Source organism: Aliiroseovarius pelagivivens (assembly GCF_900302485.1).
Taxonomy (GTDB): domain Bacteria; phylum Pseudomonadota; class Alphaproteobacteria; order Rhodobacterales; family Rhodobacteraceae; genus Aliiroseovarius; species Aliiroseovarius pelagivivens.
The window spans coordinates 1,890,263-1,903,198 of record NZ_OMOI01000001.1; the positions used below are offsets into that span (position 1 = coordinate 1,890,263).

The window sequence follows — 12,936 nt, forward strand, 5'->3', positions numbered from 1 at the left end:
TGGGAGGAATACCATGCGATCGACATTCAAAGGCGCTGCCATTGCAGCGTTGTCTCTGACTATTGCCAGCGAAGCCTTCGCTACAGATTGGAACGTATCCCTGTGGGGCAAACGTCGCGCCTTCACCGAGCACGTTGAGAAACTGGCCGAACTGGTAAGCGAGAAGACCAATGGCGAATTCACCCTAAGCATCAGCTACGGTGGGCTGTCCAAGAACCGGGAAAACCTGGACGGGATCTCGATCGAAGCGTTCGAGATGGCGCAATTCTGCGCGGGCTATCACCGCGACAAGAACCCCTCGATCACCGTGCTGGAGCTGCCGTTTCTGGGTGTGACCTCGCTTGAGCAAGAGATCGCACTTTCGATGGCGGTCTATAACCACCCAGCCACGCAAGCTGACTTGGCGCGCTGGAACGCGACGCTGCTGATGCCATCGCCCTTGCCGCAGTATAACATCGCCGGTGCCGGTGATGCGCCCGCGACTCTGGCCGACTTCAAAGGCCTGACTGTACGGGCCACCGGCGGGATCGGTCAAGCGATGGAGACCATCGGCGCGGTTCCGACCTCGATGTCTGCATCTGAAGTGCGTCAGGCCATGGACAGCGGCGTGGTCAAGGCCGTCAGCTTTGCCCCCCACGCGCATATGTCCTTTGGCACGATCGAAAATGCCACTTGGTGGACCACCAACCTGAACCCCGGCACCGTGAACTGCCCGGTTGTTGTGAACTCGGACGCGCTGGCCAACCTGTCGGACGAACACCGCGACGCATTGTTGGGATCTGTTGACGAGGCGCTGGCCCACTATGTCGACAACTACAACAACAAGACCATGGTCGCTTGGGGCCCTGCGTTGGACGAAAAAGGCATCCAACAGGTGACCTTCTCGGACGATGAGATCGCGGCCTTCCGCGACGCGGCAGCCGCCCCGGCCGCCGAGGCTTGGATCGCCGACAACACTGCCCGTGGCCTGCCCGCACAAGAGCTTTACGACCTTGTCACCGGCATGATTGCCAACGGCAGCTAAACCCGCAGCCCTGCGCCCCAACGGCGCAGGGCTTCCATTTTAGAACGGAGTGGTGCCATGGCCGGGTCTTCCCTTGTCCTGACTGACGACAGCGTCCTAAGCCGCATCGACCAAAAGCTCTATCGCGTTGAAGGCGTATTGGCATTGGTCAGCGGACTTGCAGTGTTTTCCCTGATGATATTGGCGGTCGTGTCCGTCAGCGGGCGCAACTTCGCCAACCAGCCTTTGCCGGGCTATATCGATTGGATCGAACAAGCCATGCCGCTGATCGCGTTCATGGGAATTGCGTTCACACAACGCGATGGCGGGCATATCCGCATGGATATGCTGGTCGGCGCGCTTCGCGGACGCAGCCTCTATCTGGTCGAACTGATCACGACGCTGTTCGTTCTTGCCCTGATGCTGCTTCTGGTCTGGGGAAGCTGGGCGCATTTCGACAGAAGCTTTGATTTCGCCGCACCCTTGTGGAGCCGCGACAGCTCGGTCGATATATCGCTACCGCTTTGGCCAGCGAAGCTGTTGGTACCCGTGGCATTTTCCGTCCTGTGCCTGCGCCTTCTGCTGCAAGTCTGGGCCTATACACACGCGCTGGTCACCGGGGTGAAATCCCCAATTGCTGTTCCGCTGATTGCAGATGCCGCCAAGCAGGCAGCGATGGAAGCCGAGCACGTCTCGGGCAACGACGCTTAAGGATACTGGTATGGAACCGATTGAAATTGGCCTCGTCGTCTCGGGCGGCCTTCTTGTTCTTGTCATTCTGGGAATGCGTGTGGCCTTTGCCGCCGCCACCGCCGGGATGATCGGCTTGATCTGGATTTTCTGGGCCAAGTTTGGCTATGACCCAGCCCGTTTTGGCAAGGCCATGACCATCGCGGTCAAAACCGCTGGTCAGGTGCCGCATTCCAAGATCTCAAGCCAAGCGCTGAGCCTGATCCCGACGTTCATCCTGATCGGCTATTTGGCTTACTACGCCGGGCTGACCAAGGCCCTGTTCGAGGCTGCAAAACGCTGGCTGGCATGGGTGCCGGGCGGGTTGGCCGTATCGACCGTCTTCGCGACCGCTGGATTTGCGGCTGTGTCGGGCGCGTCCGTGGCGACCTCGGCGGTCTTCGCCCGGATCGCCATCCCGGAAATGCTAAAAATCGGATACAATAAACAGTTTGCGGCAGGCGTCGTGGCGGCAGGCGGCACGCTGGCCTCACTGATCCCGCCCTCGGCCATTCTGGTGATCTATGCGATCATCGTGGAACAGGACGTGGGTAAGCTTTTGCTGGCGGGTTTTATCCCCGGCGCGTTCTCGGCCGTCATCTATGGCGCGCTGATTATTGGCATGGCTGTCGTGATCAAAGACTTCGGACCGCCCGTCAAAGGCTTCACTTGGAAAGAGCGGTTCGTCTCGCTTCCCCCTGCCCTGCCGATCCTTGTCGTGGTCCTGACAATCATCCTTTTCGTCTACAATCCGTTTGGCGGCGAGGCGTGGGGCACACCCACCGAAGGCGGCGCAATCGGAGCCTTCGTGGTTTTCCTGATGGCGCTCTATCGTGGGATGCGTTGGGCGCAGCTGAAAGACGCGCTGCTTGAGACCGCGAAGCTCAGCGTGATGATCTTCACCATCATCTGGGGCGTGCTGATCTATGTCCGCTTCCTTGGCTTTGCCGAGCTTCCAGCCGCATTCTCGGCGTGGATCACATCATTGACCATGTCGCCCATGCTGATCCTTGTCTGCATCCTGCTGGCCTATGCGGTCTTGGGGATGTTCATGGACGCCATCGGCATGCTGCTGCTGACCCTGCCCGTGGTCTATCCCGCCGTCATGGCCCTGAACGGGGGCGAGTTCGTGTCCGCCGCAGACAGCACCTTTGGGATGTCCGGCCCGATGTGCGCGATCTGGTTCGGGATCTTGGTGGTGAAGATGGCCGAGTTCTGCTTGATCACGCCCCCCATCGGGCTGAACTGCTTCGTCGTGGCCGGCGTGCGCGATGATCTGAGCGTGCAGGATGTGTTCAAAGGCGTCACGCCGTTCTTCATCGCGGACGCGATCACCATCGCGCTTCTGGTCGCATTTCCAGCAATCGTACTGTGGCTGCCAGGGCAGGTTTGAGCGTGCGTGGATATCACTTCAATGTTGCTCATTCCCTTTAAGCGGTAGAAACAATGCGTGATCGACCCAATTGTCGATCACGCTACATTCGTAAAATCGGGCTCCACGCCGACTTACGGTGACGCCGCATCCGTCTAGATCGTTCCGGTAAGAGCCGGCGTAGCGCCCGGCCCTTCCCGGACGCTCGGCACCAACGCTGGGTGCTGCGATCGCAGCCCGCATTGCTGACACTAGCTGCCCAAACTAAATCGCCAGATGCTCGAATTCACAGTCTGCAAACCGAGCCGTCATCTTGAGGTTCCGTGCGGACCATACAAAACGGCGTCAGTGCCCTCTCAAAAAACGCTCCGCAATATGGTATATTGGCAAGCTCACATTACGCGGGGGAGAGCATCATGACCAAAGAAGTCTCAACGGCGCGCGGTCTCACCGACACGCAGGCACGGGCAATCGAAGGCGCGGCACAGGCCGCACGCGTCTACCGCGAGGAACTTCCGCAAATGCCCGCACGACCGACACTGGATCTCGATGAGGCAGCCGGACGCTTCCTTGGCCCTCTGCCCGAAGCCGGAATGCCCGAAGATGACGTGATCGCGCAGATCGTGCGGGATGCCAGCGGTGGTCTGCACAGCATGGCGAACCCAACCTTCTTCGGTTACGTCCTCGGCGCCTCCCATCCTGTAGGCGTCGCCGCAGATATGCTCGTCTCGGCCTGGGGTCAGAACGCTGGCTCGTCGTTTGAAACCCCGGCCGTGACCGGTATGGAACGCGCCGTTTGCGATTGGGTGATAAGTCTGTTGTCACTACCGCCCGACAGCGGCGCTGGACTGGTGACCGGGGGCACGGTTGCAAACATGGTCGGAGTAATGGCGGCACGTAACAAGCTTTTGTCCGCGCAGGGTTGGGATGTCGAGGCCGACGGCCTTTTCGGCGCACCTGAGATCCCGGTGCTGATCGGACAGGACGCACATTCCGCGCCGTTCGCGGCCTTGCGGTATGCCGGCCTGGGCGCCGCGCGCGTTCAAGTGGTCGAAACCGACGGCGAAGGCCGGATCATGCCGGACGCCTTCCGCAAAGCCCTGGAACAGATCGACGCGCCGCCACTCGTCGTCCTTCAGGCCGGCCAGATCAACACAGGCGCGTTCGATCCCTTCACCGACCTGATCCCGATGGTGCACGAACGAAAAGGCTGGGTTCATGTCGATGGTGCCTTTGGGCTGTGGTTGGCTGCCGTGCCAGAGTTGGAGCACAGGTTGGCTGACGTCCAGAAAGCAGACAGCTGGGCTGTCGATTTGCACAAATGGCTCAATGCACCATTCGACGCCGGCATGGTGATCGTGCGTGACCGCGCGCCTCTGGTTGCCTCAATGTCGGCACGTGGCGCCTACCTTCCCGAGACGACCGTTCACTGGGAGCCAACGGATTCCACCCCCGAATTGTCGCGCCGCGCCCGCGGCATTCCGAGCTACGCAATACTGCGGCATCTCGGCGTCACAGGGGTACGTGAGTTGGTAGCTCGCCATTGCCGCCTCGCAGAGCGGATTGCAGCCACGGTTTCGGCAGAATCCGGGTTGGCCGTATTGAATGAGATCCACAGCAACCAGGTGGCCATCGCCTGTGGCGACGACGGCCTGACGATGCGAGTCCTGAAGCGCGTTCAGGAACGCGGCAAGGTCTATCCTACTCACGGCGAATGGGCGGGGCGACAGATCATCCGGGCATCGGTGATCGGGTACGCAATGACTGAGATTGATGCCGACCTCTTATCTGCCGAGGTCATCAATGCCTACCGCTGGTGTGCCTCCAACCCTGAATGATAAAAAGTGGCGAGCGGCGCTTTGCCTCTTCACGGTCATCCGGGAGGGGTATCACAGCATCACTGCATCACGCCGAAAGGACCACAATCAAAGGCGGCCCATAGCGGACCTTGATGCATTGTGCAGCGTAGACCCGGTTTGAGCCCCAAAAGTACTTATGCTGCAAAGTGCACGAACTACTGCTCCCTTAGTCGGCATCGCACACTTGATGTCACACCTATCCAGCCATTCTCTGAATGGTGGTAGTCTCATTTGGTTTCGGAAGCGGAATGGTCGGACGCGAGGTCAGCGTCACATTTTGCCAATGCGCAACAGCCCCAACAAGACCGCGGAAAGTAAATGAGCGTCAAAACCAGCAGGCTTTGGCGCTTCAGTCATGAGGTATACTGCCGAATGGGGCAATTTGCCTAAAGCAACGCGTCACGTCCTTAGTTGGACGTGGCGTCTTGGTACCATGCCACGATGTAGTCGCGGCCTTCCTGATCCATCTCGATCGCATTGGGCGGAGGCATCGCGTGGGACGCACCCGCGTGCAGATAGACCTGCTTGGCGTGGCGCGCGACATCTGCTTCGGTTTCCAGAACCACCCCTTTGGGCGCCCAGTACATTCCATCCCACGACGGCTCTCGGGCGTGGCACATCGAGCAGTTCCCGACCACAGCAAAATATGCGTCTTCGAACCCATCGGCCGAGGCAAAGGTTTGCTCATAAGGGGTCAATGCGCGTGCCTCGGATTCTTCGTATGTTTCCCCGGCGCGCATCGTCGATAGCCATGCGATCAAAATCATTAGCAGTACGGTCACCAACCACGTCCAATTCGGCCCTTTGCCGGTCTTGTGCATGGTGTTGAAGTAGTGACGGATGGTGACGCCGGTCAGGAAAATCAGGCCGGCAATGATCCAGGAATACTGGGTGCCAAATGCCAATGGATAGTGGTTCGCCAGCATCAGGAACACGACCGGCAAGGTCAGATAGTTGTTATGGGTCGAGCGCACCTTGGCGATCTTGCCGTATTTCGAATCCGGCGTCCGCCCGGCCTTCAGGTCCGCCACAACGATGCGCTGGTTGGGCATGATCTGGAAGAACACGTTTGCCGTCATGATTGTTGCCGTGAACGCGCCCAGATGCAGAAGGGCTGCGCGACCGGTGAAAATCTGGTTATAGCCCCAAGACATCACAACAAGGATGACGAACAAGAGCAGCATCAGAAGCGTTGGGTTCTCGCTCAACTTCGATTTGCACATCTGATCATAGAGCAACCAACCAATGGTCAGCGATCCGCCCGAGATCAGGATACCCTGCCACAACGTCAGATCCGCCTTGGTCGGGTCCAGAAGGAACAGCTCGCCCCCGACCCAATAGATGATCATCAGCAACGCCGCGCCCGACAGCCATGTCGTGTAGCTTTGCCATTTGTGCCATGTCAGATGCTCTGGCATTTCCGAAGGGGCCACAAGGAATTTGACCGTATGGTAGAACCCGCCGCCGTGCACTTCCCATTCCTCGCCATAGGCGCCATCGGGAAGGTTGGGATTGGGTTTCAGCATTAGATCAAGCGCGATGAAATAGAATGACGCACCAATCCACGCCATTGCCGTGATGACGTGAAGCCACCGCACAGAAAACGCGATCCAGTCCCATAAAATTGCCAGGTCATACATGGCATACCTCCCATATTCGTCTTAGCGACACACTATGCTAACCATATTTATTCTGGTATTGCTGCCAAATACCAAGCAGCATCAAAAAAAACAAAACAATGTCCTATCTTGCCAACATCCGAACCTTCGTCCGCGTCTATGAGCTTGGCAGCATGTCGGCTGCGGGGCGCGACCTTCGGGTGTCGCCGGCGGTAACCTCCTCGCGGATCTCGCAGCTGGAAGACTATTTGGGCGTTCGGCTGTTCCAGCGCACCACGCGTAGCTTGGCCCCCACCGAACAGGGCGAAAGGTTCTATCGCGGCGCGACCGAAATCCTTGAAGCGGTAGAAAACGCAGAAGCGCAAATCGTTGATATTACAGACAATCCCCGCGGGCCGCTTTATGTCGCGGCCCCTTTGGGTGTGGGGCGACGTTTGATTGCGCCTTTGGTTCCGGATTTTTTAGAGAAGTACCCGGAAGTCAGCGTGCGCCTTCGTCTGACCGACCGCAAAGTGGACCTGACCACCGAAGGGCTTGATTTGGCGTTTTTCCTTGGCCAACCGGAAGACAGCAATCTCAAAATTCGCAAGATTGCGGACGTCGAGCGCGTGCTCTGCGCGGCACCTGCATACATCAAACAGCGCGGCATGCCTGCAAATGGCACCGATCTTATCAACGGCGCGCATGAATGCCTAAGCCTTCGCTTCCCCGGCGCGACCGAGTTCCAGTGGCTGTTGACCACGAAGGACGGCCCAAAACGCTTTCGCGTGACGGGGCGATATGAATCCGACGATGGGGATGTGCTGACGGACTGGGCGCTGGATGGAAACGGCATCGCGATGAAGCCGGTTTTCGAGATTTCAGAGCACTTGAAATCAGGACGGCTAATTCCGGTCGCGACCGAAACGCCGCCCGAGCCGATCCAGATGGCTTGCTTGTTCACCCACCGTCGCGGGCAGGACCCCAAGTCGAGACTGTTCATGGAATTTGTGATCGACCGGATCGCCACCCGCATTCGCAGCACGGATCGGGGCTAGGCTCAGCTGCCGCGGTAAGTGGAGTAGCCGAAGGGCGATAGAAGCAGTGGCACGTGATAGTGCGATGCCTCGGACATGCCGAACCGCAGCGGGATAACGTCTAGAAACCGGGGCGCTTCGGGCGGGACACCGATGCTGTCCAGATAACCCCCTGCATAAAATACAAGCTCGTATTCCCCTGTTTCAAACTTTTCGGCGGGCAGGATCTGCTCATCGGTCCGACCATCGTCGTTGGTCACCAGCGTTTTGAGCAAGCTGCGCTGATCGCCATCAATCCGAAACAGCTCGATTTTCAATCCCTCTGCGGGACACCCGCGGGCAGTATCAAGCACGTGCGTGGTCAGGTAGCCTGTCATCTTCGGTGTCTCCTGTGGTGAGCTTCAATTCAGCAATCCCTTCTTAATCTGGAAGCTCAGACACACACAGGGCCAGACTGCCGAACAATCCTTCTTGATAATTTTGAAAGTGCGCCAGGATTTTCGCCTTAGAGTGATGCCTGAGATAAACAGAGGGAAACCACGTGACACGATACCCACGCGACATGACCGGATACGGCACGAAGCCACCAGTCGTCAGATGGCCCGGCGACGCGAAGATCGCCGTTCAGATCGTCCTGAACTATGAAGAGGGCGGCGAGAACTGTGTCTTGCATGGGGACGCGGCATCAGAAGCATTCCTGTCCGAGATCACCGGAGCACAGCCATGGCCGGGGCAGCGCCATTGGAACATGGAATCCATCTATGAATACGGATCGCGCGCCGGGTTCTGGCGCGTGCATCGTCTTCTTCAGGACCTGCCTGTCACGGTCTATGGCGTGGCCACGGCTTTGGCCCGCGCGCCGGAGCAGCTTAAGGCGATGAAGGCCTCAAACTGGGAGATCGCGAGCCACGGTCTGAAATGGGTCGAACATAAGGATATGTCGGCAGACGAAGAACGGGCACAGATCCGCGAAGCGATCCGCCTGCACACCGAAGTCACTGGCACGGCCCCGCGTGGCTGGTACACCGGTCGCTGTTCAATGAACACGATGGACTTGGCCGCCGAAGAAGGTGATTTCGCCTATATCGCAGACAGTTACGCAGATGACCTGCCCTATTGGATCCATGCCGGCGGCAAGGATCAACTGGTAGTTCCCTACACGATGGACTGCAACGATATGCGCTTTGCGATCCAGGCAGGATACACCAATGGCGATCAGTTCGAGAGCTACCTGAAAGACAGTTTCGACATGCTCTATGCGGAAGGGGAAGCAGGCGCGCCCAAGATCCTCTCGATCGGCTTGCATTGCCGCCTGATCGGACGTCCGGGCCGGGCAGCCGCCCTTAAGCGCGTCATCGATCACTTCAAATCACACGACGGTGTCTGGTTCGCCACCCGCGAACAAATTGCCGATCACTGGGCCAAGGAGCACCCCCCAATGCAGGGTTTGAAACCGTCTGAAATGGACCAAGAGACGTTTATTGCAGAGTTCGGAGGCGTGTTTGAACACAGCCCGTGGATTGCCGAGGGCGCATTTGGTCTGGAGCTGGGGCCAACCCATGACACGGCCGCAGGCGTGCACAACGCCCTTGCCCGCGTGTTCCGCAGCGCCAGTGAAGAGGCCCGCCTGGGCGTGCTGGTGGCGCACCCGGATCTAGCCGGGAAACTGGCCGCCGCTGGACGGTTGACCGCAGAAAGCACATCCGAACAGGCTGGTGCCGGTCTGGACATGTTGACCGACGACGAACGCGCCGCGTTTACCGCGCTGAACGAAAGCTACACGAACAAGCATGGCTTCCCCTTCATCATCGCGGTGAAGGACAACACCAAGCCCAGCATTCTGGAAGCGTTCAACCGCCGGATCGACAATGACCGCGATACCGAATTTGCCGAGGCTTGTCGGCAGGTCGAACGGATCGCCGAGCTTCGCCTTGAAGAGAAGTTCGCCGCATGACTTTGTCGATCATCCCCACCACTCTGACGCCCGAGGCCTTTGCGCCCTTTGGCGACGTGCTCGACACTGCGGGCGCGCCTGACAAGATGATCAATCAGGGGCTTTGCGGGCGGTATCATGATCGCGCGACGCTTGATTTCTCCGACGGGCACGCTGGGATCAGCATCTTTGACGCCGAAGCACGCAGCCTGCCGATGGTGCTGGACATGGTGGAACGCCACCCGGACGGCAGCCAAGCGTACATACCGATCAGCCGCGACCCCTACCTTGTCGTCGTCGCTCCGGATAACGGCGACAGGCCGGGAACGCCCGTGGCCTTCATCGCCGCCCCCGGACAGGGCGTGAATTACCATCGCAACACATGGCACGGTGTCTGTGCACCCCTGACAGAACAGGGACAGTTTGCGGTGATCGACAGGATCGGCACGGGGCCGAACCTACAAGAACACTGGTTCAAGGAGGAAATCAGAATCGAGAAGCCATAAAGCCAGATCGAAGGAGGAAGCGATCCGGCACCATAGGGAGGAATAATAATGGCTAACACATCCATCGGGACGCCAGAGCAGCTGCGCGATCCCAATTACACACCACCACTTTCCAAGGCTGTGCCCTTGGGTATCCAGCACGTGCTGGCAATGTTCGTATCAAACGTCACCCCGGCGATCATCATCTGCGGGGCAGCCGGGTTCGGGTTCGGCTCGAACAGCCCGGACTTTCCACAGATGATCTATATGATCCAGATGTCGATGTTCTTTGCTGGCGTCGCGACCCTGATCCAAACCATCGGTCTGGGCCCGGCCGGTGCCCGCCTGCCGATCGTGCAGGGGACATCCTTTGCATTCATCCCAATCATGATCCCGCTGGTTGCGGGCAAAGGGGTTGATGCGATGGCCGTGCTGATGGGCGGGGTCATTGTGGGCGGATTGTTCCACACGATCCTAGGCCTATTCATCGGCAGGATAAGGTTCGCCCTACCACCTCTTGTGACGGGCCTCGTGGTGACCATGATCGGTCTTGCACTGGTTAAGGTCGGCATCCAATACGCCGCTGGCGGCGTACCTGCGATTGGCAAGCCCGAGTATGGCTCGCTGATTAACTGGACGATGGCGTTGATCGTGATCTTTGTCACGCTTGGCCTTAAGTTCTATGCCCGTGGCATGCTGTCGGTATCCGCGGTCCTGATCGGCCTGATCGTGGGCTATATCTTTGCCTTCGTCATCGGCGAGGTGAACCTGGGCAACGTAGGTCGCGCAGCACCCTTCGCGCTTCCGAACCCGCTTCACTTCGGCGTCGAGTTCTCGGTCGCGGCAATCATCGGGTTCTGTCTGATGTCGTTCGTATCCGCGGTGGAAACCGTTGGTGACGTATCGGGGATCACAAAAGGTGGTGCAGGACGTGAAGCGACTGATAAGGAAATTGAAGGCGCAACCTATGCCGACGGTATCGGTACTGCCATCTCTGGCCTGTTCGGCGCCCTGCCCAACACATCGTTCAGCCAAAACGTGGGTCTGATTGCCATGACCGGCGTGATGAGCCGCCACGTGGTGACCATCGGTGCGATCTTCTTGATCCTTGCCGGGCTTATCCCCAAGATTGGGGCGATCATCTCGTCGATCCCGATCGAAGTCCTGGGCGGCGGTGTGATCGTGATGTTCGGCATGGTGGCCTCGGCTGGTATTTCGATGCTGTCGGATGTCGACTGGAACCGTCGCAACATGGTGATCTTTGCCATCTCGCTGTCGCTGGGGCTTGGCCTTCAGCTGGAGCCGGGCGCGCTGCAGCATCTGCCGTCCACGATCAAGGTTCTGGCAACATCGGGCATTCTGCCTGCTGCTGCGATCGCGATTGTGCTGAACCTAATTCTTCCCGAGGAACTGTCGGACGAAGCAACCGAGGAAGTCTCGGGTGGGATGGCCGGTCACGGTAAGGGATCCCTACAGAAAGACGACCACGTCTAAGGTCCGAGCTTTCAAACAAAACGAAAAGCGGCGTGAACCTCACGCCGCTTTTTTGTTGGAACCGTACTGAGCTTACGCCGCAACCGGTTCTGTCACATCCTCAAGGCCTGCGCTGCAACGCCCGGTCTTGGCAGCCTCGCCCGCCACATAGGTTTGCTCAACGGCGCGGTCATCCCCGAGTATCTGCAGAATGAACAGCTCTTCGGACAGGGTCTCGGCGCGTTGCATTCGAAGGTCCATCGCATGCGTGGATCTGGCGTTCAGAACGACGATGTCGGCATCCGACCCCTCGGTTAAGGACCCAATCTTGTCAGACAGACCCAGCACGTCCGCATTGCCACGCGTGATCCAATCGAACGCGGCAAGCGGGTGCAGTTTCTGGTTCTGAAGCTGCAGGATCTTGTAGCCGTCATTCAGGGTCTGCAGCATCGAATAGCTGGTCCCTGCCCCGACATCGGTCGCAATTCCGTTCTGAATGCCCCGCGCGCTGAGGCCCGCATCGTCAAACAGCCCGCTGCCCAAGAACAAGTTTGAGGTCGGGCAGAAGATGGGCTTGGAACGTGTGTCGGCAAGAACTTCAATCTCGCGCGGTGTCAGGTGAATGGCATGACCCAACAGGGTCTTTTGCCCCAGCAATCCATAGCGCTCATAGACGCCCAGATAGTCGGGGGCGTCAGGATACAGCTCGGCCGTAAAGGCGATCTCGTCATGGTTTTCGCTCAGGTGCGTTTGGACAAAGCAATCGGGATGTTCTGCGACCAATGCCCCTGCCATATCCAACTGTTCGGGTGTCGAGGTGATCGCAAATCGTGGCGTGATCGCATACTGCGCGCGCCCCACCCCGTGCCATTTCTCGATCAGCGCCTTGCTATCATCATAGCCGGCCTGCGGCGTGTCCCGCAGCCCATCGGGCGCGTTGCGATCCATCATGACCTTGCCGCTGATCATGCACATATTGCGCTTTGCGGCTTCAGTGAAAAGCGCCTCGACGGATCCTGAATGGACCGAGCCAAAAGCGACTGCCGTAGTGGTACCGTGGCCGGTCAGAAGGTCACAGAAATGCGTGGCCATTGCGGCTGCGTGAGCCTCTTCTGCAAAGCGTGTCTCTTCAGGGAATGTATAGGTGTTCAGCCAGTCCAGAAGCTGCGCGCCCCACGAGGCAATCACCTGCACCTGAGGGAAATGGACATGCATATCGATGAACCCGGGCATCAACAGATGTGGGCGGTGATCGATCACCGTCGCGTCTGGAGCACGGGCTGAAAGCTGATCATAGGGGCCGGTTGCTTCAATCTTGCCATTCGCAATCAGGATCGCGCCATCGGCCTGATAGTTGTACGCCTCGGTGTCGTTCTCATCCAAAGGCTTCCTGTTGAAGTCGAGCGTCCGCCCCCGCAGGAGCGTCCGCGGCTGTGAGTTTGTCATC

At 58.7% G+C, this 12,936-nt stretch carries 11 protein-coding genes; 8 read left to right on the plus strand and 3 right to left on the minus strand.

Going from position 1 to position 12,936, the window contains the following annotated elements:
• The first annotated feature begins 13 nt into the window (after positions 1–13).
• The 4 genes from dctP (at position 14) to ALP8811_RS09250 (ending at position 4,942) form a co-directional block, all read left to right on the plus strand.
• Complete coding sequence (dctP, locus tag ALP8811_RS09235) at positions 14–1,024, plus strand: TRAP transporter substrate-binding protein DctP (RefSeq protein WP_108856822.1); 1,011 nt, start codon at positions 14–16, stop codon at positions 1,022–1,024.
• 57 nt (positions 1,025–1,081) lie between these two features.
• Positions 1,082–1,714: a TRAP transporter small permease subunit gene (locus tag ALP8811_RS09240; RefSeq protein ID WP_108856823.1), complete on the plus strand. Its 633-nt coding sequence runs from the start codon at positions 1,082–1,084 to the stop codon at positions 1,712–1,714.
• A gap of 10 nt (positions 1,715–1,724) precedes the next feature.
• Positions 1,725–3,125 carry a TRAP transporter large permease gene (locus ALP8811_RS09245; protein ID WP_108856824.1) on the plus strand — a complete coding sequence of 467 codons (1,401 nt, stop codon included), beginning with the start codon at positions 1,725–1,727 and terminating at the stop codon, positions 3,123–3,125.
• A gap of 395 nt (positions 3,126–3,520) precedes the next feature.
• Positions 3,521–4,942, plus strand: a complete 1,422-nt coding sequence (locus ALP8811_RS09250) for a pyridoxal phosphate-dependent decarboxylase family protein (protein ID WP_108856825.1) — start codon at positions 3,521–3,523, stop codon at positions 4,940–4,942.
• 428 nt (positions 4,943–5,370) lie between these two features.
• Here the strand turns inward: ALP8811_RS09250 and ALP8811_RS09255 are convergent, their stop codons facing one another.
• On the minus strand, positions 5,371–6,603 hold the full coding sequence (locus ALP8811_RS09255) for a urate hydroxylase PuuD (RefSeq protein WP_108856826.1): 1,233 nt from the start codon (positions 6,601–6,603) through the stop codon (positions 5,371–5,373).
• A gap of 98 nt (positions 6,604–6,701) precedes the next feature.
• On the opposite strand from ALP8811_RS09255, the gene ALP8811_RS09260 reads away from it, so the two are divergent.
• Positions 6,702–7,619 (plus strand): LysR family transcriptional regulator, encoded by a 918-nt coding sequence (locus ALP8811_RS09260; RefSeq protein ID WP_108856827.1) that lies wholly within the window; start codon positions 6,702–6,704, stop codon positions 7,617–7,619.
• A gap of 2 nt (positions 7,620–7,621) precedes the next feature.
• On the opposite strand, the gene uraH is transcribed toward ALP8811_RS09260, so the two are convergent.
• Positions 7,622–7,975: a hydroxyisourate hydrolase gene (uraH, locus tag ALP8811_RS09265; RefSeq protein WP_108856828.1), complete on the minus strand. Its 354-nt coding sequence runs from the start codon at positions 7,973–7,975 to the stop codon at positions 7,622–7,624.
• A 164-nt stretch (positions 7,976–8,139) separates the two neighbouring features.
• Between uraH and puuE the strand changes: the two genes are divergently transcribed.
• From puuE to ALP8811_RS09280, 3 genes are read left to right on the plus strand one after another with little or no spacing between them, the layout of a single operon-like run.
• Positions 8,140–9,552 (plus strand): allantoinase PuuE, encoded by a 1,413-nt coding sequence (puuE, locus tag ALP8811_RS09270; RefSeq protein ID WP_108856829.1) that lies wholly within the window; start codon positions 8,140–8,142, stop codon positions 9,550–9,552.
• The gene (locus tag ALP8811_RS09275; RefSeq protein ID WP_108856830.1) at positions 9,549–10,037 is read left to right on the plus strand and encodes an ureidoglycolate lyase; all 489 of its coding nucleotides are present in this window, start codon (positions 9,549–9,551) and stop codon (positions 10,035–10,037) included. Before puuE ends, ALP8811_RS09275 begins: the two co-directional genes overlap by 4 nt.
• 48 nt (positions 10,038–10,085) lie before the next feature.
• On the plus strand, positions 10,086–11,510 hold the full coding sequence (locus ALP8811_RS09280; protein ID WP_108856831.1) for a uracil-xanthine permease family protein: 1,425 nt from the start codon (positions 10,086–10,088) through the stop codon (positions 11,508–11,510).
• 72 nt (positions 11,511–11,582) lie between these two features.
• On the opposite strand, the gene guaD is transcribed toward ALP8811_RS09280, so the two are convergent.
• On the minus strand, positions 11,583–12,935 hold the full coding sequence (gene guaD / locus ALP8811_RS09285) for a guanine deaminase (protein ID WP_108856832.1): 1,353 nt from the start codon (positions 12,933–12,935) through the stop codon (positions 11,583–11,585).
• Position 12,936: the final 1 nt, after the last annotated feature.

Excerpts from the sequence above, each read along its gene's own strand:
- ALP8811_RS09275 (WP_108856830.1), top strand. The coding sequence starts at position 9,549 with ATGACTTTGTCGATCATCCCCACCACTCTGACGCCCGAGGCCTTTGCG.
- ALP8811_RS09260 (WP_108856827.1), top strand. The coding sequence starts at position 6,702 with ATGTCCTATCTTGCCAACATCCGAACCTTCGTCCGCGTCTATGAGCTT.
- ALP8811_RS09255 (WP_108856826.1), bottom strand. The coding sequence starts at position 6,603 with ATGTATGACCTGGCAATTTTATGGGACTGGATCGCGTTTTCTGTGCGG.
- uraH (WP_108856828.1), bottom strand. The coding sequence starts at position 7,975 with ATGACAGGCTACCTGACCACGCACGTGCTTGATACTGCCCGCGGGTGT.
- guaD (WP_108856832.1), bottom strand. The coding sequence starts at position 12,935 with ATGACAAACTCACAGCCGCGGACGCTCCTGCGGGGGCGGACGCTCGAC.
- dctP (WP_108856822.1), top strand. The coding sequence starts at position 14 with ATGCGATCGACATTCAAAGGCGCTGCCATTGCAGCGTTGTCTCTGACT.
- ALP8811_RS09240 (WP_108856823.1), top strand. The coding sequence starts at position 1,082 with ATGGCCGGGTCTTCCCTTGTCCTGACTGACGACAGCGTCCTAAGCCGC.
- ALP8811_RS09245 (WP_108856824.1), top strand. The coding sequence starts at position 1,725 with ATGGAACCGATTGAAATTGGCCTCGTCGTCTCGGGCGGCCTTCTTGTT.
- ALP8811_RS09250 (WP_108856825.1), top strand. The coding sequence starts at position 3,521 with ATGACCAAAGAAGTCTCAACGGCGCGCGGTCTCACCGACACGCAGGCA.
- ALP8811_RS09280 (WP_108856831.1), top strand. The coding sequence starts at position 10,086 with ATGGCTAACACATCCATCGGGACGCCAGAGCAGCTGCGCGATCCCAAT.